This is a genomic window from Streptomyces sp. NPDC025806 (genome assembly GCF_055558275.1).
Genome location: NZ_JBVHMU010000003.1, coordinates 565,760 through 586,936, shown reverse-complemented (window position 1 = coordinate 586,936; position 21,177 = coordinate 565,760). Strand labels below are relative to the sequence as shown.

20 protein-coding genes and 1 pseudogene are annotated in these 21,177 nt (G+C 72.3%); 3 read left to right on the top strand and 18 right to left on the bottom strand.

All coding sequences use genetic code 11. The features are described from left to right. The first annotated feature begins 103 nt into the window (after positions 1-103). The gene (locus ACZ4E1_RS09635; RefSeq protein ID WP_467537460.1) at positions 104-2,140 is read left to right on the top strand and encodes an FAD-dependent oxidoreductase; all 2,037 of its coding nucleotides are present in this window, start codon (positions 104-106) and stop codon (positions 2,138-2,140) included. 13 nt (positions 2,141-2,153) lie between these two features. Here the strand turns inward: ACZ4E1_RS09635 and ACZ4E1_RS09630 are convergent, their stop codons facing one another. The 13 genes and pseudogenes from ACZ4E1_RS09630 to ACZ4E1_RS09570 form a co-directional block, all read right to left on the bottom strand. Continuing rightward, positions 2,154-2,822 carry a class F sortase gene (locus tag ACZ4E1_RS09630; protein WP_467537458.1) on the bottom strand — a complete coding sequence of 223 codons (669 nt, stop codon included), beginning with the start codon at positions 2,820-2,822 and terminating at the stop codon, positions 2,154-2,156. A 131-nt stretch (positions 2,823-2,953) separates the two neighbouring features. Beyond that, positions 2,954-3,526, bottom strand: a complete 573-nt coding sequence (locus ACZ4E1_RS09625; protein WP_467537456.1) for a hypothetical protein — start codon at positions 3,524-3,526, stop codon at positions 2,954-2,956. A 443-nt stretch (positions 3,527-3,969) separates the two neighbouring features. Further along, complete coding sequence (locus tag ACZ4E1_RS09620) at positions 3,970-4,443, bottom strand: hypothetical protein (protein WP_467537454.1); 474 nt, start codon at positions 4,441-4,443, stop codon at positions 3,970-3,972. A 5-nt stretch (positions 4,444-4,448) separates the two neighbouring features. After that, complete coding sequence (locus tag ACZ4E1_RS09615) at positions 4,449-5,972, bottom strand: FMN-binding glutamate synthase family protein (protein WP_467537621.1); 1,524 nt, start codon at positions 5,970-5,972, stop codon at positions 4,449-4,451. 135 nt (positions 5,973-6,107) lie between these two features. Continuing rightward, positions 6,108-6,404: pseudogene (locus tag ACZ4E1_RS09610) on the bottom strand (MarR family transcriptional regulator); the annotation flags it as partial. Between the two features lie 99 nt (positions 6,405-6,503). Next, entirely contained in the window at positions 6,504-6,902 is a 399-nt protein-coding gene (locus tag ACZ4E1_RS09605; protein WP_467537452.1) for an STAS domain-containing protein, read from the bottom strand. Positions 6,903-6,996: 94 nt separating this feature from the next. Continuing rightward, entirely contained in the window at positions 6,997-7,575 is a 579-nt protein-coding gene (locus ACZ4E1_RS09600; RefSeq protein ID WP_467537449.1) for a sugar kinase, read from the bottom strand. Between the two features lie 47 nt (positions 7,576-7,622). Further along, a complete protein-coding gene (locus tag ACZ4E1_RS09595) occupies positions 7,623-8,750 on the bottom strand; it encodes an ROK family glucokinase (protein ID WP_467537447.1) in 1,128 nt (375 codons plus the stop codon). A 241-nt stretch (positions 8,751-8,991) separates the two neighbouring features. Continuing rightward, the gene (locus tag ACZ4E1_RS09590; RefSeq protein WP_467537445.1) at positions 8,992-9,828 is read right to left on the bottom strand and encodes an ATP-binding cassette domain-containing protein; all 837 of its coding nucleotides are present in this window, start codon (positions 9,826-9,828) and stop codon (positions 8,992-8,994) included. Next, positions 9,825-10,892 carry an ABC transporter permease gene (locus ACZ4E1_RS09585; RefSeq protein WP_467537443.1) on the bottom strand — a complete coding sequence of 356 codons (1,068 nt, stop codon included), beginning with the start codon at positions 10,890-10,892 and terminating at the stop codon, positions 9,825-9,827. Before ACZ4E1_RS09585 ends, ACZ4E1_RS09590 begins: the two co-directional genes overlap by 4 nt. Next, positions 10,889-11,893, bottom strand: coding sequence for a sugar ABC transporter substrate-binding protein (locus ACZ4E1_RS09580; protein WP_467537441.1), 1,005 nt, complete (start codon positions 11,891-11,893; stop codon positions 10,889-10,891). Before ACZ4E1_RS09580 ends, ACZ4E1_RS09585 begins: the two co-directional genes overlap by 4 nt. Before the next feature lie 140 nt (positions 11,894-12,033). After that, entirely contained in the window at positions 12,034-13,032 is a 999-nt protein-coding gene (locus ACZ4E1_RS09575; RefSeq protein WP_467537439.1) for a sugar ABC transporter substrate-binding protein, read from the bottom strand. Positions 13,033-13,172: 140 nt separating this feature from the next. Next, positions 13,173-13,937 carry a GntR family transcriptional regulator gene (locus ACZ4E1_RS09570; RefSeq protein ID WP_467537437.1) on the bottom strand — a complete coding sequence of 255 codons (765 nt, stop codon included), beginning with the start codon at positions 13,935-13,937 and terminating at the stop codon, positions 13,173-13,175. A 143-nt stretch (positions 13,938-14,080) separates the two neighbouring features. On the opposite strand from ACZ4E1_RS09570, the gene ACZ4E1_RS09565 reads away from it, so the two are divergent. Continuing rightward, the gene (locus tag ACZ4E1_RS09565) at positions 14,081-15,079 is read left to right on the top strand and encodes a Gfo/Idh/MocA family protein (protein ID WP_467537434.1); all 999 of its coding nucleotides are present in this window, start codon (positions 14,081-14,083) and stop codon (positions 15,077-15,079) included. Positions 15,080-15,337: 258 nt separating this feature from the next. Here the strand turns inward: ACZ4E1_RS09565 and ACZ4E1_RS09560 are convergent, their stop codons facing one another. The 3 genes from ACZ4E1_RS09560 to ACZ4E1_RS09550 all read right to left on the bottom strand — a co-directional run bounded on the left by ACZ4E1_RS09560 (position 15,338) and on the right by ACZ4E1_RS09550 (position 18,651). Continuing rightward, complete coding sequence (locus ACZ4E1_RS09560; protein ID WP_467537432.1) at positions 15,338-16,525, bottom strand: cytochrome P450 family protein; 1,188 nt, start codon at positions 16,523-16,525, stop codon at positions 15,338-15,340. A 106-nt stretch (positions 16,526-16,631) separates the two neighbouring features. Continuing rightward, a complete protein-coding gene (locus tag ACZ4E1_RS09555) occupies positions 16,632-17,297 on the bottom strand; it encodes a response regulator transcription factor (protein WP_467537430.1) in 666 nt (221 codons plus the stop codon). A gap of 82 nt (positions 17,298-17,379) precedes the next feature. Continuing rightward, complete coding sequence (locus ACZ4E1_RS09550) at positions 17,380-18,651, bottom strand: sensor histidine kinase (RefSeq protein WP_467537429.1); 1,272 nt, start codon at positions 18,649-18,651, stop codon at positions 17,380-17,382. Positions 18,652-18,830: 179 nt separating this feature from the next. Here ACZ4E1_RS09550 and ACZ4E1_RS09545 point away from each other — a divergent pair, with 179 nt between their 5' ends. Then, a complete protein-coding gene (locus tag ACZ4E1_RS09545; RefSeq protein WP_467537427.1) occupies positions 18,831-19,088 on the top strand; it encodes a hypothetical protein in 258 nt (85 codons plus the stop codon). Here ACZ4E1_RS09545 and ACZ4E1_RS09540 read toward each other — a convergent pair. After that, on the bottom strand, positions 19,085-19,498 hold the full coding sequence (locus ACZ4E1_RS09540; RefSeq protein WP_467537426.1) for a ribonuclease: 414 nt from the start codon (positions 19,496-19,498) through the stop codon (positions 19,085-19,087). The two genes, ACZ4E1_RS09545 and ACZ4E1_RS09540, sit on opposite strands and share 4 nt — an antisense overlap. Positions 19,499-19,793: 295 nt before the next feature. Beyond that, positions 19,794-21,134 carry an allantoinase AllB gene (gene allB / locus ACZ4E1_RS09535; protein WP_467537425.1) on the bottom strand — a complete coding sequence of 447 codons (1,341 nt, stop codon included), beginning with the start codon at positions 21,132-21,134 and terminating at the stop codon, positions 19,794-19,796. Positions 21,135-21,177 lie beyond the last annotated feature (43 nt).

Genomic DNA, 21,177 nt, shown 5'->3' with positions numbered 1-21,177 from the left:
TAGGTGCCCGGCAGGTGCTTCCGACGCGCGAAGTGGTACAGCGCGGCGTGCAATGTGGGCGACATCCCTCACTCATGTCGCAGGTGACGCTGGAGGCAGTCACATGACCCGTCCGCACGAGGCCCCCGAGGCCGTGCAGCACACACCCGTACTCATCGTCGGCGGCTCCCTCGTGGGCCTGTCGACCTCCCTGTTCCTGGGGCGCCTGGGCGTCCCGCATCTGCTCGTCGAGCGTCATTCGGGCACGTCGATCCACCCGCGCGGGCGCGGCAACAACGTGCGCACGATGGAGTTGTTCCGGGTTGCCGGGGTGCGGGAGCGCATCGAGGAGGCCGCGTCGGTCCTGGCCGGCAACCACGGAATCCTGCAGACCCCGACGCTGGTGGGTGACGCCGGCGAGTGGCTGTTCAAGGAGATCGACCCCGGTGGCGGGCTCGCCCGCTTCAGCCCGGGCGGCTGGTGCCTGTGCAGCCAGAACGATCTGGAGCCGGTGCTGCTCGACAGCGCGCGGGAGCTGGGCGGCGACCTGCGGTACGGCACGGAGCTGATGTCGTTCGAGCAGGACGCCGAAGGTGTGACCGCGCGGCTCAAGGCGCGGGACACCGGCGAGCACACGACGGTCCGAGCGGACTACCTGGTCGCGGCGGACGGGCCGCGCAGCCCGGTCCGTGAGCATCTCGGCATCGGGCAGAGCGGACCCGGCGACCTGTTCCACAACGTGAGCGTCACGTTCACCTCGCGCGGCCTCGCCGATGTCGTGGGCGACCGGCGCTTCATCGTGTGCTACCTCACCGACCCGGAGGCGGACGGCGCGCTGCTGCCCGTCGACAACCGTGAGCACTGGGTCTTCCACGCGCCCTGGCACCCCGAACACGGCGAGACGCTGGAGGAGTTCACGGACGAGCGGTGCGTCGCGCACATCCGGCGGGCCGTCGGGGTGCCGGACCTCGACGTGGAGATCACCGGCCGGGCCGCGTGGCACGCCGCCGAGCGGGTCGCCGAGCGGTACGGGGAGCGCCGGGTGTTCCTCGCCGGTGACTCGGCCCACGAGATGTCGCCCACCGGGGCGTTCGGCTCCAACACCGGCATCCAGGACGCGCACAACCTGGCGTGGAAACTGGCCGCCGTGCTGGGCGGCTGGGCCGGCCCCGGCCTGCTGGAGACCTACGACGCGGAGCGCCGCCCCGTGGCGGAGGCGACAAGCGCCCGGGCCTCCACCCGCTCGGTCGAACACAGCCACCCCGGCTACACCCCCGGCCCGGAAGCGGGCGGCCCCGGCGGCCCGGGGGGCGGTCCCGGCGGTGCGGTCGGTGGCCCGAGTGGCGGTCCCGCCGGAGGGCCCGGTGGTCCGGGAGCCGGTCCCGGCGGTGGGGCCGGCGGGCCGAGCGGCGGCCCAGGCGCTGAGGTCGGTGGCCCGAACGGCGGCCTCGGTGGTGGTCCCGGCGGCCCAGGGGCCGGTCCCGGCGGTGGGGTCAGTGGTCTCGGCGGTGGGCCCGGTGGCCCCGGCGGTGGGCCCGGTGGCCCCGGCGGTGGCGTCGGTGGCCCGAGCGGCCGCCCCGGCGGTGGGGTCGGCGGCCCCGGTGGCGGTCCCGGTGACCAGGCTGGCGGACCCGGTGGCCAGGGTGGCGGACCCGGTGGCCAGGGTGGCGGGCCCGGTGGCAAGAAGGGTGGGATTCTCAATGTGGCGCTCGCCTACCGCTATCCGCGCGGCGCGGTCCTCGGCACCGATCCGGCGGCGCCGGTCGTGCCCGACGGCGTACGGCTGACGGGTGAGCCCGGGAGTCGCGCCCCGCACCTGTGGCTGGACCGTGCCGGGGACCGGATCTCCACCCTCGACCTGTACGAGCGGTCGCTGGTGCTCCTCAGCTCGGAGGACGGCGGCGACGACTGGCACCGCGCGGCGCGACACCTCGCAGAGGCGATGTCCGTACCGCTCGACGCGTACCGGATCGGCACCGGCCCCGCGGCCGAGCTGTCGCCCGCGTCCGACACGGACTGGGCCGAGGCGCACGGCGTCAGCGCGGGCGGTGCGGTGCTTGTCCGCCCGGACGGATTCGTCGCGTGGCGGTCCGAAGGGCCGGTGGCGGAGCCGGAGTCGGTGCTGCGGGAGGTGCTGACCGCGATCCTGGCCCGCACCTGAGGGCGCGGCCGGCTCAGACGAGGTGGGCGAAGACGACGAGGTTGTCGGTGTAGTCCCGCACCGAGCGGTCGTAGTCCCCCGCGCAGGTGATCAGCCGGACCTGGGCCTGCGGGGTGTCCGCGTACACGCGCTTGTCGGGGAAGTCGTCCTTCGCGAAGGTCTCGACGCTGTCCACCACGAAGGAGGCGGTCCGCCGGTCGGACCGCTTCACGGTGAACCGGTCGCCCTTCTCCAGGTCGCTGAGGCCCGCGAACACCGCGGGAGACGTCTTCGTGTCGACGTGCCCGGCGATGATCGCCGTGCCCACCTCGCCCGGTGACACTCCGTCGGCCTGCCAGCCGACCAGGTTCGTGTCGTCGGCGGGCGGGGGTTCGAGCTGGCCCGTGGGACCGATGGAGAGGCCGGTGAAGGGGGCGTCGACGCCGATCTTCGGGATGAGCAGCCGCTGAGGCCGGGCCCGCGGCAGGTGTTTTCCGGAGGCGCGCGGGGCCGCCGAGGGCGGTGCCTGCGTCGCCGAGGAACCGGTCGTGACCGAGGGTCCGGGCGGTTCGTCGTGCCCGCCGAACAGGCTTGTCGCGAGGACGAGAAGGCCGAGGCCCCAGGCGACCCAGACGCCGGGACGGGATCGCTGCCCGGGCGGCGCGGGATCGGTTTCAGCGGGGGAAGGCGACCGGGCTGCCATCAGAGACCACCTCAAGGACGAGCAGAAAGGAAGTACGGAAGAGCGGGGGAACAGGCGGAGATGCGGGAGGGGCCAGCCGGGCCGCCGCGTGAGGTTCAGGCGGCGGCCCCGGCCGCTATGACAGGCACCGGTCAGGACGCGTCGGACGCGCTCTTGCGGCGCATCGCGAACAGTCCGGCCGCGGCGACACCCAGGACCGCCAGGCCACCGGCCGTGACCCCCGGGCTCGCGAGCGCGCCGCCACCGGTGTGCATGCCACCGGTCGGCTTCTCGTGGTCGGAGCCGCCCCAGGAGTCGTTGCCGCTGTCGTTCTTGTACGTCTCCGGGTCGTACTTCTCCTTGTCCTTGGTCCAGTCGTCGGGCTTGTCGGCCGTCAGCGCGCCACCACCGGTGTGCATCCCGCCGCTCGGCTTGCCGTGCTCCTCGCCGCCCCAGTCCTTGCGCTCGTCGCCGCCGGAGTCCGAGCCGCCCTTCTCCTTGTCCTTCGTCCAGTCGTCGGGCTTGTCGGCCGTCAGCGCACCGCCACCGGTGTGCATCCCGCCGCTCGGCTTGCCGTGGTCGCTGTCCTTGTCGTGCTCCTTGCTGTAGGAAGAGTCGTCGTTGTTGTTCCAGTCGCCTCCGGAGGCCGCGAAGGCGCCGGGCGCGGCGATGGCGAGCGCGGCCGTGGCCGTCGCGGTGGCGAGGAGAATGCGGGCAGAACGCATCGTCGGATTTCCTTCCGCCGCGGCCAGGCCGCTGACCCCTTGTCAGCTGTTGACCAGCCCCGGCGTGATCACCGTCGGCCAGACCTGACCCGCGCACCACTCGAGCCGTCCACCCGGATCACCCCACCGGGGCCTTGCGCCGGATGACGGCCCTCGGGCGGGTCCGGCCCAGCCACCCGTCCTGAGCTGGCATTTAACGGCGTGTGAGAAGACGTACGCGCTCTGCGGCGCGCCGCGTGCACAACCCGATCAGCGGCGACACGAGTGCGCACGGACCGTCCCCCGAGCGCCCGGCCGCCCTGCCGATCGCTGACGGCCCGTCCGCGGAGAGGCCCGATGAAGCGGCGCGCCGCGAACGCACCCGAGACAGGGACGTCAACCCGAGGGCCCCCGGGGCCACTTGACCGCGGGGAGCCGCTCGCGAGGACCGGAGGGGTCCCCCGTCAGGCGTAGTAGTCCTCCGCGCCGACCAGGACCGAGGTGACATGGCGGGGCAGGCCGCCGCGCTCGCGCGGGACCTTCTGGGAGGTCTGCCGGGTGAAGCCGAGGGTCACGCCAGGGATCTTCGGATACGCGGGCGACGAGGTGTCGACCCGCCATCCACGGGCTTCGGCGCGCGCGAAGAGGTCGCGGGCGGGCGTGGTGAACACTTCGTCACCGTCCAGCAGGACACGCGTGGTGGAGCGCCGGCCCTCCCCCGGCCACCACAGCTCGACCGCCGTCACGGCGGCCCCGTCCTCGGCGAGCGCCTGGACGCCGACGTGGTCGAGGGTCCAGGCGGCGAGCGCACTGTCGCCTCGGCGGCGCACCACGTCGGCCTCGCCCCACTCCGGGGACGCCGCCGCGACGGCCTCCTCCAGCGTCACACCGAGCCGCAGCGGGCCCACGCCGTGCGGCGGGTCGAGCACCAGGTCCATCGGCCCTACTTCTCCTGCCCGGTGAGCAGCGTGGTGATCTCGCGGGCGAGGTCCTCGCCGAGTTCGCCCCAGCCGTCCTTGTATCCGTAGACGCTCGCGAGGGTGCGGGCGTCGTAGTCGCCGTTCATGATCTCGATGTCGTTCGCGGTGATGAGCGACGGGTGGGCGACGCCGACGGCGCCCGAGACCTTCAGGAGTTCCTTGCGCAGGGTGCGCAGGTAGACGGCGGCCCGGGTGGACTTCGAGGCGGGGTCGACGCCGCGCACCAGCCAGGGGTCCTGGGTGGCGATACCGGTGGGGCACTTGTCGGTGTGGCACTTCTGGGCCTGGATGCAGCCGATGGACAGCATCGCCTCGCGGCCCACGTTGATCATGTCGACGCCGAGGGCGAAGGCGACGGCCGCGTTCTCGGGCAGGCCGAGCTTGCCGGAGCCGATGAACGTGACGGAGTCGGTCAGGCCACGCTCGGCGAAGGTGCTGTAGACGCGGGAGAAGCCCATGCGGAAGGGCAGGGACACCGAGTCCGTGAAGATGAGCGGGGCGGCGCCGGTGCCGCCCTCGCCGCCGTCGATCGTCACGAAGTCGACGCCGCGGTCGCCGCGCGACATCAGCGTGGCGAGCTCCTGCCAGAAGTCCATCTCACCGACCGCGCTCTTGATGCCGACGGGCAGCCCGGTCGCGTCCGCGATCCGTTCGACGAAGTCGAGCATCGAGTCGACGTCGTGGAACGCGGTGTGCCGGGACGGGGACGCGCAGTCCTTGCCGGCCGGGATACCGCGTATGGCCGCGATCTCGGGGGTCACCTTGGCGCCGGGCAGCATGCCGCCGAGGCCCGGCTTGGCGCCCTGCGACAGCTTGATCTCGATCGCCTTGACGGGGGCGCCCGCGACGACCTCCTTGAGCTTGTCGAGGTCGAACATGCCGTTCTCGTCGCGGCAGCCGAAGTAGGAGGTGCCGATCTGGAGGATCAGGTCGCCGCCGTTGCGGTGGTACGGCGAGAGGCCGCCCTCGCCCGTGTTCTGCATCGTGCCGGCGAGCGCCGCGCCCTTGTTGAGCGCGGTGATGGCGGCGCCGGAGAGCGAGCCGAAGCTCATCGCGGAGATGTTGACGACGCTGGCGGGGCGGAAGGCCTTGGCGCGCCCGCGCGGGCCGCCGAGGACCTTGGCCGAGGGCAGCGGGGCCTGCGGGTCGTGCAGGTCGGGCAGCGGCCCGGCGAACGTGCGCTGCTTCACGTACGCGTGCCCCTGGATGTGCTCCACGTCGACGTCGGTGCCGAAGCCGAAGTAGTTGTTCTCCTCCTTCGCCGACGCGTAGATCCAGGTGCGCTGGTCGCGGCTGAAGGGGCGCTCCTCCTCGTTGGAGGTCACGACGTACTGCCGCAGCTCGGGGCCGATCGTCTCCAGCAGGTACCGGGCGTGCCCGATCACCGGGAAGTTCCTCAGCAGCGCGTGCTTCTTCTGGACGAGGTCCCGGGCCGCCACCAGGGCCACCGCCGTGACCGCCGCCGCACCGATACTCCGAGCACGCATGAAAGGTTCCTCTCCTGGACTGACGTCGTGGCCCCCGCGGGCGATCGTAGAGGCCACGTGCTGAGACGCTCCGCGAGGGGCGATGGTTCGGGGCGCCGGGCCCGTGCTCAGCCGGTGGCGGGCGGGCTCGTCCCGGCCGAGCGGGGGCGGCGTCGCGGCCCCGTCGTCGGCGACCGGCGCCGGGGGCTCGCCGACCGCCTCGTCGAAGGCGGTCGGCGCGTCGACGAGGGCGGTGCGCCGCTCGGGGGCCGGGCGCTGGACGGTCGCCGCGCTCTCCTGGCGGCGGCGCGCGGTGACGTCCTCGACCGTGCGCCGGTCCTCGTCGGTGAGCCGGAGGATGGTCTCGCGGCGGTTGCCCGGGGTGAGCCGGCGGTCGGCGAGACCGGCCGCGACGAGCCGGTCGGCCATCCGCAGGGCGGTCGACGGCGCGACCCCGACAGCTCGGCGGGCGCGACGAGCCCCCGCGAGGCGGTCAGCACGGCACGCGTCACCGCACCTTTCCCCCCTGCGCCGCCGGGCGACCGCCTCGGGTCACACGGAGTCCGGGGTGGGCCGGCCGCGGCCTGCCGCGTTCCGTGACCGGCAGGCGGCGAGGGCGTCGGCGAGCGTGGGGTGCAGGCCGCCGGTCAGGCGTCCGGCGCCCGCGGCGAGGAGGGCGCGGCGCACGGTGGTGCGGGCCACGACGGCGAGCACGGCGCCGCCCGCTCCCATCCGCAGGGCGGCCTCGGCGAAGCGCAGGGCGCCGTCGGCGGCCACCGACTCGACGGCCGCGAGGTCCACGACGAAGTGCCGCTGGCCGATCCGCGCCATCCTCAGCAGCGGCTCGCACAGCCGGTCCGCCCGGTCCGCGTCGAGCTCACCCGCGACATCGACGACGAGGACGCCCCCGTCCTCCCAGTGCGCGCTGTCGGCCGGTCGCGGTGGCACCACGCGTCCCCCTCGGTCCCGGGGCCGACGTCCGGTCGCGGGCCCACTTCTGCGCACCTGCCCATCCCGGGGCGTCCCACACCGGACCCGCGCGCGGTCAGGGGTGGGTCGTCGAGACGACGAAGACCATCGGGTGGTCGGGGTTGGACCGGTTCACGACGACGCTGAGCGTGGGCGCGGGGTCCTTCCGGTCGTGCGTGAGGCCGTACCAGGGGCCGGGGCCGGTGAAGTCCCAGCCGGCGACGTGCCGGTCCCGCGCGCCGATCGCCTCGTCGTCCCGCTTCAGCTTCGAGGGGTCGGAGCCGACGTTGCGCAGGAAGCTGTCGAGGCCCGTGTTGCTCGTGAGGAACTGCGCGTACAGGCGGCTGACCTTGTAGTTGTTGGTCTCGTAGTACGCGACGTTCCGCGAGTAGGCCGGTACGGGTATCTGGTAGAGGCGGCGCTGCACCTTCGACGGCCAGCCGATGGTGAGGCCCGTCGCCGAGTACTTCTCCTCCTTGTCCTTGCCGCTGTCCCGGCTCTGGTTCGCCGAGATCACCAGGTAGCCGGCGGGGATGCCGATGAGCAGCACGATGGTGAGAAGAGTGAGAGCGCGGCGGCGGATCACATGGCCGCGGGCCTCCGCCTCGCGCGGCGGCTCCGCGTCGGGGGCCGCGGACGGGCGGGACGTGGTCATGCGCGGGTTTCCTGTCACTTCACTTACGGTCTCGGTCGGCTGTCCGGTCAGTCCTGGTCGGCGCCGGTGCGGGCCTGGGAGTAACGCTCGTAGCGCTCGTAGCGTTCCACGCGGCGGCGCTTGGCGCGGCGGAAGCGGCGGGCGACAAGCCGGGACAGGTCCGCGGCGCCGACCATGCCGGCCTCGGGGCCGAGCTGGGCGCGGGCGATGCGGGCCTCGGGGCGGTAGCCGCGGCCGGTCAGCTGGCGCTTGAACGCGTCACGGGCCGGTCCGATCAGCAGGTCGTCGGCCGCGGACACACCGCCGCCGATGACGAAGCAGGACGGGTCGAGGGCCGCGGCGAGGTTGGCGATGCCGACGCCGAGCCACTGTCCGATGTCCTGGAGCAGCTCGACGCACATGGCGTCGCCCTCGCGGGCCAGCTCGGTGATGAGCGGGCCCGTGATGTCCGGGACGTGGCCCTTGACCCGCTCGATGATGTTGTACGCGACCGGGGAGTCGGCGGCGGCGAGCTCGCGGGCCTCCCTGACCAGCGCGTTCCCCGAGCTGTACTGCTCCCAGCAGCCGCGGTTGCCGCACGGGCAGCGGTGCCCGCCGGGCACGACCTGCATGTGGCCGAACTCACCGGCGACACCGAACTTGCCGCGCTTGACCTGGCCGTCCTCCAGGATCGCGCCGCCGATGCCCGTACCGAGCGTGATCATGACGAGGTGGTCCTCGCCGCGCCCGGCGCCGAAGCGCCATTCCGCCCAGGCGGCGGTGTTCGCGTCGTTGTCGACGAGTACGGGGACCGAGAGGCGGCCGGAGAGGCGGTCGCGCAGGGGTTCGTTGCGCCAGGACAGGTGCGGGGCGAACAGGACGCGGTTGCGGTCCGCGTCGACCCAGCCGGCGGCGCCGATGCCCACGGCGTGCACGTCGTGGCGGTCGGACAGGTCCAGGACGAGCTCGACGATGGTGTCCTCGACGACCTTCGGGCTCTTCGACTTGTCCGGGGTCTCGGTGCGCAGCGTCTCCAGGATGGTGCCGTCGGCGTCGACGACGCCGGCCATCACCTTGGTGCCGCCGATGTCGATGCCGACCGTGGGGACGCGGGGGGCGGTCAGGTGCGAGCGTCTTTCCCTCGTGCCGACCGTTCGCAGGACGGTCGCGCGGGCGCTGCCACGGTAGGTACTCATTGCCGCGATTCTGCCACGGGGGGCACTCCGTTTCGCGGGACGCCCATGGCTCGGGGGGCGTCTCGTCGTGTCGCGACCGCGGGCCGGTGGGGGCTGGTCGCGCAGTTCCCCGCGCCCCTGAGATGCACACCCTTCGGGTGGCATCTCCCCGATGAGGCGCAGCCTCATCAGGGGCGCGGGGAACTGCGCGAGAAGCCCCACCGGGGCGCGGCCGCCATCGAAACCGGCCGCCCCACGGCGATTACGCGGCGTCCGGTCCCCCGAGGTGCCGCGGACCCGGAGCCCGCTCCAGTTCGTGACGGAGGTCATCGAGCTCACTGCCCCCGGCCATCTGCCGGGTCAGCTCGTCCAGCGTGATCTCGTCCCGCGCATGGCTCCCGAACATCGCCCCGCGCTTGAGCAGGATGAAGTGATCGCCGACGAGATAGGCGTGGTGCGGATTGTGCGTGATGAGCACCACGCCGAGCCCCGCGTCCCGCGCCGCCGCCACGTACTTGAGGACGACCCCGGACTGCTTCACGCCGAGCGCCGCCGTCGGCTCGTCGAGCACGAGCACCTTCGCGCCGAAGTACACGGCACGGGCGATGGCGACACACTGCCGCTCACCGCCGGACAGCGTGCCGATGGGCTGGTCCACGTCGCGCAGGTCGATGCCCATGCGGAGCAGCTCCGCATGGGTCGTGCGGCGCATGAAGTCGACGTCGAGCCGCTTGAACGGCCCGCTCCCCTTCGTCGGCTCGGAGCCGAGGAAGAAGTTCCGCCACACCGGCATGAGCGGCACCACGGCCAGGTCCTGGTACACGGTGGCGATGCCCCGGTTGAGGGCGTCGCGCGGATTGGCGAGCTTGGTCTCCTCGCCCTCGATGGCGAACGAGCCGGCGTCGTGCTGGTGCAGCCCCGCGATGATCTTGATGAGGGTGGACTTGCCCGCGCCGTTGTCACCGAGGACGCAGGTGATGTCGCCCGCGTTCACGGTCAGCGAGACGTCCTCCAGCGCCCGGATGTTGCCGTAGTGCTTGCTGACCCCGGCCAGCTCGACCAGCGGCACGTTCGGCTGCTCGCTGTTCTTCTCGCTCACTTGATCGCCTCCGCGCGCTTGCGGACCCACGCGTTGAGCAGGGTCGCGAGGAGCAGCATCGCTCCGAGGAAGAACTTGAACCAGTCCGAGTTCCACTCGGCGAACACGATGCCCTTGCTGGTCATGCCGAAGATCAGCGCGCCGATGGCGGCGCCGACCGCGGAGCCGTAGCCACCGGTGATGAGACAGCCGCCGATGACGGCCGCGACGATGTAGATCAGCTCGTTGCCCACGCCCTCGCCGGACTGGACGACGTCGAACGAGAACAGCAGGTGCTGGCCGGAGATCCAGGCGCCGAACGCGACGCCCATGTAGAGGCCGATCTTGGTCTTGTTGACCGGGACGCCGACCGCGCGGGCGGAGTCGACGTCACCGCCGACCGCGAAGATCCAGTTGCCGACGCGGGTGCGCAGGAGCAGCCAGGTGGCCACGAGGACGAGGGCCAGCCACCACAGGATGGTGATCTTGAAGTCGACGCCGCCGATGGTGAACGTGGAGGCGAAGACGTCCTTGGCGGAGCCGAAGCCCTCCATGTCGGAGATCGACTTGGTGGAGACGGTGCCGCTGATGAGCTTGGTGAAGCCCAGGTTCATGCCGGTCAGCATCAGGAAGGTGCCGAGCGTGATGATGAAGCTGGGCAGTTTCGTCCGGGTCAGCATGAAGCCGTTGAACGCGCCGATGGCGAGCGTGACCAGCAGGGACACGCCGACGCCGACCCAGGTGTTGGCCGTCATCTGGTAGCTGAACATCGACGAGACCAGCGCGGACGAGGTCACGAGGACACCGGCCGACAGGTCGAACTCGCCGCCGATCATCAGCAGCGCCACCGGTACGGCCATGATGCCGAGGGTCGAGGACGCGTAGAGGACGGTCGCGAGGCTGGAGGCGCGCAGGAAGCTGTCGGCGAAGATCGAGAAGAAGACGAAGACCGCGAGGGCGCCGACGATCGAGCCGAGCTCGGGCCGCCCCATCAGTTTCTTCAGCGGCGAGGTCTTGATCAGGCGTTCGTCGAGTCGCTCCGCGGGCTCGCGCCCGGGCTGCTTCTCGGGAACCGTGGTGGTCATCGTGTCCCCCGCTTCGCGAATTCCTCCAGCGCGGCGGCCTGATCCTTGGTCACGATCTGCGGGCCGGTGAGGACCGGCCGGCCGCCGCCGAGCACGTTGGCGTTGTACCGGTAGAGCCAGAGCAGGTCGACGGCCTCGTAGCCCTGGAGGTACGGCTGCTGGTCCACGGCGAAGCCGAGGTCGCCGCTCTTGAGGCCCTGGGCGACCTTCTCGTTGAGGTCGAAGGTGTCGATCTCGGCCTTGCTGCCCGCGTCCTCCTTGGCCTTCACGGCGGTGGCGGCGAACGGGGCGCCGAGCGTGACGACCGAGTCGATCGACTTGTCGGACTGCAGCTTGGCCTCGATCGCGGACTGCACGTCGGGCATGTTCGTGCCCTCGACGTAGAGGTTCGCCATCTTGCCGTCGAAGGTCGACTTGGCTCCCGCGCAGCGCTGCTCGTGGCCCACGTTGCCCTGCTCGTGCAGGACGCACAGGGCCTTCTTGCGGCCCCGCTTGTTGAGCTCCTCGCCGACGGCCTCGCCCGCGATGGTCTCGTCCTGCCCGATGTGGGTGAGGGCGCCGAACTTCTTGGACTCGGCCGAGCCGGAGTTCACGGTGATGACGGGGATGCCGGCCTTGCGGGCGCGGGCCACGGCCGCCTTCATCGCGTCGGGCTTTGCGAGTGTGACGATGATGCCGTCGACCTTCTTGTCGACGGCGGCGTCCACGAGCTGCGCCTGCTGCTGGGCCTCGTCGTTGTGCGAGTAGACGAAGTTGATGTTGTCCTTGCGCGCGGCCTCCTCGGCCCCGCTCTGGACGATGTCCCAGAAGGTGTCGCCATCGCCCGAATGGGTGATCATCGCGAAGGTCCAGCGCGGGGTGCTCACCGCCGCCTTGCCCCGCGCGGCACTGGCCTTGCGGGCGTCCTCCGCCCGCTTGCCGCCGGTGCTGCTGCATCCCGCCAGCGAGAGGCCGAGCGCCCCCGCTACGGCGATGCTCACCCAGGTCCGAAACCGTGCCACGAGGCCGTGCCCTTCTTGGTCTGCTGCGTCGTTCACCGGGACCGGCGCGCGGCCCGTCCCGGCGGACCGTTCACCGGTCCCCGGGGACCGCTTCGCGGTCCCAAACGCACAAGTATGGGTCACGGGGATCATGCATCCGTTCACCGGGTACCGCGCGCGGTGTACTTCTCCAGGCGCGGTACGTCCTTCCCGGTGACGAGCGCGGGACCGGTGAGGACGGGCTTGCCGCCGCCCAGCACGTTGGCGTTGGTCCGGTACAGCCACAGCTCGTCGACGGCGAGGTAGCCCTGGAGGTACGGCTGCTGGTCGACGGCGAAGCCGACCTCCTTCGCCTTGAGGCGGCGGACCACCTCGGCGTTCAGGTCGAAGGTGGCGATCTCCGCCTTGCTGTCCGCGTCGTCCTTGGCCTTGACGGCGAGCGCGGCGATCGGGGCGCCGAGCGCGACGACGGCGTCGATCGACGGGTCGGCCTGGAGCTTGGCCTCGATGGAGGACTGGGAGCTGGGGGCGTTGGTCCCGTCGACGTTCAGGTTCTCGACCTTGCCGTCGAAGGTCTTCTTGACGCCGGCGCAGCGCTGCTCCAGCGAGACGTTGCCCTGCTCGTGGATGACGCAGAGGACCTTCTTGCGGCCCTCCTTGCCGAGCTGGGTGCCGACGGCCTCACCGGCGACGCTCTCGTCCTGGCCGATGTGGCTGAGCGCGCCGAACCTCGCGGAGAACTCCGAGCCCGAGTTGATCGACACGACCGGGATGCCGGCCTGCTCCGCCTTCTTGAGGACGGCCTCCATGGCCTCGGGCTTGGCGAGCGTGACGACGATCCCGTCGACCTTCTTGTCGATCGCGGCCTGGACCAGCTCGGCCTGCCCCTTGGCCTCTTTGTCGTTGGAGTAGAGGAAGTCGACGTTGTCCTTGGCGGCGGCCTGCTTCGCACCCTTCTGCACGATGTCCCAGAAGGTGTCGCCCTCGCCGGAGTGCGTGATCATCGCGATCTTGAGGCGCGGGGTGTCGACGGCCTTGCCGCCCTGCGCGCCGTCGCTCTTGTCCTCGGAGTCCTTGCCGCCCGAGCCGCTGCATCCGGCGGCGAGCGCGATCACCGCGACGAGGGCCGCGGCCGTACGGGCCGTACGCGTCGTGAGCATGGTCGAGCCACCTCTCCTCCGCCGCCCCGTGCGGCTGGAGGTGTTTGTAGCGGGGGCCGCGCCGCGCGGTCAATGGAATTGTCAGAACATTCGGACCCGCGGGCCTCAGGGCCGCTCCGTCAGGCCTCGGGCCTCGGGCCTCAGGGCCGGACGAGGAGCTGGAACTCGAAGGAGTAGCGGGAGGCCCGGTAGACGTGGGCGCCGAACTCGACGGCGCGGCCGGTGGCGTCGAAGGTGGTGCGACGCATGGCGAGGAGCGGCGCGCCGTCCGCCTCGCCGAGGTGTCCGGCCTCGGCGGCGGTGGCGGCGCGCGCCCCGATGGACTGGCGGGCGCTGTGCAGGGTGAGGCCGGCGGAGCGCATCAGCCGGTACAGGCCGGTGGCCTCAAGGCGGGAGTCCTCCAGGGCGAGCAGGCCGGTGGGCAGGTGGTTGCACAGGTACGCGACGGGCTCGCCGTGGGCCAGCCGCAGCCGCTCGACGCGGTGCACCAGCTCGCCCTCGGCCACCCCGAGTTCGGCGGCGACCTCCGCGGTGGCGGGCACGAGGATGTTGGCGTGGACGCGGGTCTCGGGGCGCTGGCCCGCGGCGGCGAGGTCGTCGTAGAGGCTGCTGAGTTCGAGGGGGCGGCGGACCTGGCTGTGCACGACCTGGGTGCCGACGCCGCGGCGGCGCACGAGCAGCCCCTTGTCGACCAGGGCCTGGATGGCCTGGCGGACGGTGGGCCGGGACAGGCCGAGCCGGCCCGCGAGGGCGATCTCGTTGCCGAGCAGGCTGCCCGGGGTCAGCGCGCCGCGCTCGATCGCCGCCTCCAGCTGCTGGGACAGCTGGAAGTAGAGCGGCACCGGGCTGCTGCGGTCGACGCCGAGCTCCAGGGTGCCGGTCGGGTCGGCTACGGGTTTGGCCACGCGGGCGAGGTTAGCGGCGGGAACGAGGGACGGGAAGTCCGGTTGTCCGGACAAAACAGCCGGGAGGCGGCCGGGCCGGGCGGACGGGTGTTTGTCAGGACAAAGGATTGACAGGGTCCCGGCGGGGCGGCACGTTGAGTCCCATGCGCATCGGACTGATCGGAACGGGCCGTATCGGCACCTTTCACGCGGGGGTTCTGGAGCGTGAGGTGGGCTCGCTCGTCGTCACCGACGCCGAGCCCGGGCGGGCTCAGGCGCTCGCCGAGCGGATCGGCGCGACGGCCGCGCCGAGCGTCGACGAGATCTTCAAGTGGGGCGTGGACGCGCTGGTGATCACCGCGGCGACCTCCGCGCACGCGGAGCTGATCGGGCGGGCCGCGCGGGCCGGTCTCCCCGTCTTCTGCGAGAAGCCCATCGCCCTCGACCTGCCGGGGACGCTGGCCGCGCTGCGGGAGGTCGAGGCGGCGGGCACCGTGCTGCAACTCGGCTTCCAGCGGCGCTTCGACGCCGGGTACACGGCGGCGCGGGCCGCCGTGCGCGACGGCCGGCTCGGCCGGGTGCACACCGTGCGCGCCATGACCTCGGACCCGGCGCCGCCGCCGGCCGCGTATCTGCCGCTGTCGGGAGGCCTGTACCGGGACTGCCTGGTGCACGACTTCGACGCGCTGCGCTGGGTCACCGGCCGGGAGATCGTCGAGGTGTACGCGACGGGGTCCGACGCGGGTCCGCCCATGTTCCGCGAGGCCGGGGACGTGGACACGGCAGCGGTCGTCCTGACCCTGGACGACGGGACGCTCGCGACGGCGACGGCGACGCGGTGCAACGGCGCGGGGTACGACGTGCGCATGGAGCTCTCCGGTGAACGGGACACGGTCGTCGTCGGCCTCGACGACCGCACGCCGATCGCCTCCACGGAACCGGAGGGGCCACGGGCCGCGCCGAAGCCGTGGCCCGGTTTCCTGGAGCGGTTCGCCCCGGCGTACGAGGCGGAGCTCAAGGCGTTCGTGTCCGTGGCCCAGGGCGAGCGGGACAATCCGTGCGACGGGTGGGAGGCGTTGGCCGCTCTGCGGGTGGCCGAGGCGTGTGAGCTGTCCCGTGCGGAGCGGCGGGTTGTCCGCCTGGACGAGGTGCCCGGCGCCTGATCGCGGCTCCGTCCGGGTGGGTGCGGCGTCGTGTGCCGGGTGCGGGTCCGGTGGGGGCTTGTCGCGCAGTTCCCCGCGCCCCTGAAATGCAGACCCTTCGGGTCGCATTTCCCCGATACAGGTGCGGGGCGCCTGTCATCTGGGGAAGGCGCGGCGAAGCCGCTGCCTTTCAGGGGCGCGGGGAACTGCGCGAGACGGAGCCACCGGGCCGCACCCGGCGACGACCCGGAACCCCCCGAGCTGGAAGCCGAGGCCCCCCTACCAGCGGACGCGCAGCTCGCGGACCCCGCGCATCAGCATGCCCGGCAACCACTCCCCCGGCGCCTCCTCCAGGCGGAGCCCCGGACACCGTTCCAACAGCGCCCGAAGGGCGATCCGACCCTCCAGCCGAGCCAGCGGAGCGCCCAGGCAGTAGTGGATCCCGTGCCCGAACGCGAGATGCCCGCGCGCGTCCCGCCGGATGTCGAAGTCGTCCGGCGCGGGGAACCGCTCGGGGTCCCGCCCACCCGTCCCGATCCCGATGAGCACCGGCTGCCCCTCCGGGATCACCGTCCCGCCGATCTCGACCGGCGCCGCGGAGAAGCGGTACGTGGAGGTCTCGACCGGCCCGTCGTAGCGCAGCATCTCCTCCACCGCCCCGTCGAGCAGCGACATGTCGGCCCGCAGCGCGGCGAGCTGCTCGGGATGGTCGAGCAGGGCCCGCACGCCGTTCCCGATCAGGTTCACCGTCGTCTCGTGGCCGGCGATGAGCAGCAGGAAGGCCATGCCGCGCAGTTCGGTGGGTGACAGCCGGTCGCCGTCCTCGGCGGTGGTGCGGATGAGGGCGCCGAGCAGGTCGTCGGCGGGGGCGGAGCCCCGCTTGTCCTCGATCAACGCGTCGAAGAACTCGATGAGTTCCTGCATCAGGACGCCGTCGGGCGCGGCGGTCGGCGCCACGACCTCGGTCGACATGCGGCGGAACCGCTCGTGGTCGATGTCGGGCACGCCGAGCAGCTCGCAGATGACGGCGAACGGGAGCGGGAAGGCGAGCGCCTCGATGAGGTCGGCGGAGCCGAGCGGCACCATCGCGTCGAGCAGCTCGTCGGTGATCTTCTGGATGCGCGGGGCGAGCGCCTCCACCCGGCGCGGGGTGAACTCGCGGGTCACGAGGGCGCGCAGCCGTCCGTGCTCGGGCGGGTCGGCGATCAGGAGGTGGCGGCCGATCGGGTCCATCTCCCGTACGCCGGGCGTGGTCTTGAGGAGGCTCGGGTGGGTGAACGCGGCGCGGGAGGCCTCGTGCCCGACGACGAGCCACAGGTCCTGGCGGGGCTCGGGGCCCGGCACGCGTACGTGGTGGACGGGTCCGAGCTTCCGCAGCCGCTCGTACGTGGGGTACGGGTCGGCCCAGAACGCCTCGGCTCCGTCCGCGTACTCCTCCAGGTCCACCGGTCCTCGTGCTGCACCCATGTGCCGTGGCCTTTCTCTCGCCGCCTGTCCGGTCGTCCCTTCTCCAACTCCCCTGCCCCGCCCGGGGTTCCCCGAACAGCCGGGGAGAGGACAGGAATTGGCCGGGTCAGGGCGCGTCGAGCAGGTCCGCGTCGTGCACGAGCAGGGCGATCTGCACCCGGTTGTTGAGGTCCAGTTTCGTCATGACGCGGGAGACATGGGTCTTGACGGTGGCGACGCTCATGTAGAGGGTCGCGGCGATCTCCGCGTTGGACTTGCCGCGGCCCACTTCGAGGGCGACGTCGCGCTCGCGCTCGGCGAGCAGGGCGACCCGTGCACGGGCCCGCGCGGAGCGGTTCTCGCGCTCGGTCGCGGCGGCGTGGGTCATCAACTGCCGGGTGACGGCCGGGGACAGGACGGGGTCACCGGCCGCGACGCTGCGCACCGCGCCGAGGATCTCGGCCGGTGTGGCGTCCTTGAGGACGAAGCCGGCGGCCCCGGCGCGCAGGGCCCGCAGGACCTGTTCGTCGGCGTGGAAGGTGGTGAGGACGACGACCTCGGGGGCGTCGGGCGCCGCGCGCAGCCGCTCCGTGGCGGTGAGCCCGTCCATGACCGGCATCCGGATGTCCATGAGGACGACGTCGGGCCGTGCCGTGGCGGTGAGTTCGAGGGCCTGCGACCCGTCGGAGGCCTCCCCGACGATCTCGACGTCGTCGGCGCCGCCCAGCATGAGTCTGAGGCCGGAGCGGACGAGGGCGTCGTCGTCGACGAGCAGCAGTCGGATCGGGTTCATGGCCCCACCGTAGTCATCACCGGAATCACCAAGATCAGGATCGGGGAAAGCGTGCGACGGCCCTTGTCACCGCGCCCGGGCGTCATCCTGGCCACGGGAGCCAGGCCTTCACCGTGAAGCCTCCGTCGGGGCCCGGGCCGTGGTCGAGGCGGCCGCCCGCGAGGGTGGCGCGTTCGGTGAGGCCGATCAGGCCCTGCCCCGAGCCGGGCACGTGCGGGACCGGGCCGGGGGGCGGCGGGTTGGTGACGGTGACGGTGAGCCCGTCGCCGGGGGCGCCGTCGACGGTGACGGTGACCTCGGCGCCGGGGGCGTGCTTGCGGGCGTTGGTGAGGCCCTCCTGGGTGATGCGGTAGGCGGTGCGTCCGACGGAGGCGGGGACGGTCGCGGGTGCGCGCACCCGGTGGTCGAGTTCGACCTTCATGCCGGCCTCGCGGGACTCGGCGACGAGCCCGTCGAGCGCGGCGAGCGTGGGCTGCGGGCGGCCCGGTTCGTCGCCCTGGTCGCCGGCCCGCAGCACGCCGATGATCTCGCGCAGGTCCTGGAGCGCCTCGTGCGCGCTCTCGCGGATGACTCCGGCGGCGCGTGCGATCTCCGCGCGGGGTGCGTCGGGCCGGAACTCCAGGGCCCCCGCGTGCACGCTGAGCAGGGTGAGCCGGTGGGCGAGGACGTCGTGCATCTCGCGGGCGATGGCCTCGCGGGCCAGGCGCTGGGCCTGTTCGGCGCGGAGTCCGGCCTCGGTCTCGGCGCGCGTGGCCCGCTCGCGCAGCGACAGCAGGAGCTGGCGCCGGGAGCGGACGAACAGGCCCCAGCCGACCACCGTGATCATGATGACGGCGGTGAAGGCGACGGAGACCCCGTACGAGGTGTCGGCCTCGGGCCGCCACCAGAAGAAGAACGGCAGCAGGGCCGCCGAGACGCCCGCGACCCAGGCGGCGTCGCGGAACGGGCGGTGCACGGCGACGGTGAAGATCGAGATCATGACGGCGCCGCCCGCGGTGTCGGACACGAATCCGGCGGGGATCATCGCGATCGCGTAGCCGAGGGGCCAGCGCCGCCGCAGCCAGACTCCGGCGCAGGCGAGGGCGCCGACCGCCTGGTCGAGGAGGGCGAGGGAGCGCGGCAGGTCCGGGTTCTCCCAGACCTCCTGGGAGAAGGTCAGGCCGAGGAGGACGGCGACGAAGAAGCAGCCGAAGTCGACGGCCCAGTCCCGGGCGGTGCGCCGGCGGCGGCCCGGCCGCCCGTCGGAGTCGAGGTCGAGTTCGTCGGCGACGGCGGAGGACGTCAGCCGGCGGCGCCAGGGCGGACGCGTCCGCTCCGCCGGCTCCGGGGACGTGATCTGCCCGTTTGCTTCCATGGTCGACAAATCTACGCACGGGAGGCGGCCCGGACCGCTTCCTTCGCCCGGCGCGCGACCGAAGTCGCACGACGAACGACTTCGGTCGCACGCGCACCGCCCGGGAGGCGACGTGAGGTGGACGCGCCTCGCCCCGCGGCCGATGTGCGTGGGGGGCCCGCGGGGCGAGAGTCCTCGGTATGGACAACATGGGCAACACGGAGAAGAAGCGGCTGCGCAAGGCTCTGGAGATCGTCGGCGGGATCATGCTTCTGCAGGGCGTCGCGGGACTCGTCAACGAGTTCACCGGGCGGCTGACCTGGGGCCTGATCCAGCACATCGGTTTCCTCGACGGCCGCGAGGTGTACGGCAGCATCGCCCTGATCGTGCTGGCGATCGCCGTCCTCGCGGCCACCGAGAGCCGCCTGGGCGAGCGGCCGGCGGGGTCCGGCGACTAACAGCCGAAGTCGACCAGGTCGAACGTCGCGTAGTGGTCGGCGGTGTAGTAGTCCTCCTGGCTGCGCTCGCCGGTCACGATGCGGCGGGCGCCGCGGGTGTCGGAGCCCGGGGTGATGACCGTGTACTCGTGGTAGTAGCCGGTGGTCTGCTGGGGCAGGACGCCCTCGCGGTTCTGGAAGACGGTGCCGTCCTGGTCGTACGGGTACGGGCCGCCCTGCTCGATGAGGTCCAGGGTGTCGTGCGCCTGCGAGGGCAGGGCCGAGTAGCAGATGTCGCCGACGGCGGCGGTGGACAGGACGGACGCGGAGACCGGGGCCGGTGCGGCCTCGGCGGCGACGGTGGCGGGGCCGCCGAGGAAGAGGGCGGCTGCGATCGCGGCGACGCTGATGAAGCGTGGGGGAATCTTCATGCCTTCAGTGTGACGCGCGTAGAGGAGGCGTCAACACCAACTGCGCCTTGTTTTCCAGGAGTTAACCCGTCGCACTGACACCCCGTGAGTCCGGGCGGCGTACGTGTCCGATGGCCGCCAGCTTCCGTCGCCGGGGCCGACTGGAATGGCGGGACAGGAAGGCGACAGCCGTGACGGGCGCCGAGTTCGCGGTGGACGGCGGGCACGCCGCGTAGCTCCGGCACGGGACACGAAAAATGCGGGGCGCACCGGTGCTGTCAGGCCGGTGCGCCCCGCACGTCCTGTGCGGGACCGCTTACTTGGTGCGGTCGAGCAGCTTGCCCTGCGGCTCGGTGAACTCGCCGTCGGCGACGATGCGCTCGCCGCGCAGCCAGGTCGACTTGACGACACCGTGCAGCGTCTTGCCGGCGTAGGCGGTGACGCGGTTGCGGTGCTGGAGCTCGGCCGGGTCGACCGTGAAGGTCTCCTCGGGGGCGAGGACGGCGAAGTCGGCGTCGCGGCCGACGGCGATGGCGCCCTTGCGGTCGTCGAGGCCGACCAGCGCGGAGGTCCGCTCGGACATCCAGCGGACGACGTCCTCCAGCGAGTGGCCGCGCTTGCGGGCCTCGGTCCAGATCGCCGAGAGGCTCAGCTGGAGGCCGGAGATGCCGCCCCACGCGGTGGCGAAGTCGTCGGTCTTCAGGTCGGCGGTGGACGGCGAGTGGTCGGTGACGACGCAGTCGATGGTGCCGTCGGCCAGCGCCTGCCACAGCAGGTCCTGGTTGGCCGCCTCGCGAATGGGCGGGCAGCACTTGAACTCGCTGGCGCCGTCCGGGACTTCCTCGGCGGTGAGCGTGAGGTAGTGCGGGCAGGTCTCGACGGTGAGCTTGACGCCCTCGGCCTTGGCGGCGGCGATCAGCGGCAGCGCGTCGGAGGACGACAGGTGCAGGATGTGGACGCGGGCGCCGATCCGCTTGGCGGTGTCGATCAGGCCCTTGATCGCGACGTCCTCGGAGACGCGCGGGCGGGTCGCCAGGTAGTCGTCGTACTTCGGGCCGCTGTTGTGCGGGGCGACGTCCAGCTCGTGCGGGTCCTCGGCGTGCACGATGAGCAGGCCGCCGAACCCGGCGATCTCGGCCATGGAGGCGGTGAGCTGGTCGCTGTTCAGGTGCGGGAACTCGTCGACGCCGGAGGGCGACAGGAAGCACTTGAAGCCGAAGACGCCGGCCTCGTGCAGCGGGCGCAGGTCCTTGACGTTGTCCGGCAGGGCGCCGCCCCAGAAGCCGACGTCGATGTGCGCCTTGGCGGCGGCGACCTCCTGCTTGGTGCGCAGGTTGTCGACCGTGGTGGTCGGCGGCAGCGAGTTCAGCGGCATGTCGACGAGGGTCGTGATGCCGCCGGCCGCGGCGGCGCGGGTGGCCGTCCAGAAGCCTTCCCACTCGGTGCGGCCCGGGTCGTTGACGTGCACGTGGGTGTCCACGATGCCGGGCAGCAGCACGTGGTCGCCGAAGTCCTCGACGCGGGCACCGGCCGGCACCTCGGCGTCGTGCGCGAGCACCCCGACGATCTTCCCGCCGGCGACGGCGACCGAAGCGGGCCGCGTTCCTTCGGGGGTGATGACGCGGCTCGAGCGCAGTACCAGTTCGACGTCCGACACCGTGGACCTCCTCATTTCAACGTTCTGTTGAAGGAGTTTTCAC

Excerpts from the sequence above, each read along its gene's own strand:
- ACZ4E1_RS09565 (WP_467537434.1), top strand. The coding sequence starts at position 14,081 with ATGCGCATCGGACTGATCGGAACGGGCCGTATCGGCACCTTTCACGCG.
- ACZ4E1_RS09550 (WP_467537429.1), bottom strand. The coding sequence starts at position 18,651 with ATGGAAGCAAACGGGCAGATCACGTCCCCGGAGCCGGCGGAGCGGACG.
- ACZ4E1_RS09560 (WP_467537432.1), bottom strand. The coding sequence starts at position 16,525 with ATGGGTGCAGCACGAGGACCGGTGGACCTGGAGGAGTACGCGGACGGA.
- ACZ4E1_RS09600 (WP_467537449.1), bottom strand. The coding sequence starts at position 7,575 with ATGACCACGTCCCGCCCGTCCGCGGCCCCCGACGCGGAGCCGCCGCGC.
- ACZ4E1_RS09630 (WP_467537458.1), bottom strand. The coding sequence starts at position 2,822 with ATGGCAGCCCGGTCGCCTTCCCCCGCTGAAACCGATCCCGCGCCGCCC.
- ACZ4E1_RS09555 (WP_467537430.1), bottom strand. The coding sequence starts at position 17,297 with ATGAACCCGATCCGACTGCTGCTCGTCGACGACGACGCCCTCGTCCGC.
- ACZ4E1_RS09595 (WP_467537447.1), bottom strand. The coding sequence starts at position 8,750 with ATGAGTACCTACCGTGGCAGCGCCCGCGCGACCGTCCTGCGAACGGTC.
- ACZ4E1_RS09540 (WP_467537426.1), bottom strand. The coding sequence starts at position 19,498 with ATGAAGATTCCCCCACGCTTCATCAGCGTCGCCGCGATCGCAGCCGCC.
- ACZ4E1_RS09575 (WP_467537439.1), bottom strand. The coding sequence starts at position 13,032 with ATGCTCACGACGCGTACGGCCCGTACGGCCGCGGCCCTCGTCGCGGTG.
- ACZ4E1_RS09635 (WP_467537460.1), top strand. The coding sequence starts at position 104 with ATGACCCGTCCGCACGAGGCCCCCGAGGCCGTGCAGCACACACCCGTA.
- ACZ4E1_RS09615 (WP_467537621.1), bottom strand. The coding sequence starts at position 5,972 with ATGCGTGCTCGGAGTATCGGTGCGGCGGCGGTCACGGCGGTGGCCCTG.
- ACZ4E1_RS09620 (WP_467537454.1), bottom strand. The coding sequence starts at position 4,443 with ATGGACCTGGTGCTCGACCCGCCGCACGGCGTGGGCCCGCTGCGGCTC.
- ACZ4E1_RS09585 (WP_467537443.1), bottom strand. The coding sequence starts at position 10,892 with ATGACCACCACGGTTCCCGAGAAGCAGCCCGGGCGCGAGCCCGCGGAG.
- ACZ4E1_RS09545 (WP_467537427.1), top strand. The coding sequence starts at position 18,831 with ATGGACAACATGGGCAACACGGAGAAGAAGCGGCTGCGCAAGGCTCTG.
- ACZ4E1_RS09625 (WP_467537456.1), bottom strand. The coding sequence starts at position 3,526 with ATGCGTTCTGCCCGCATTCTCCTCGCCACCGCGACGGCCACGGCCGCG.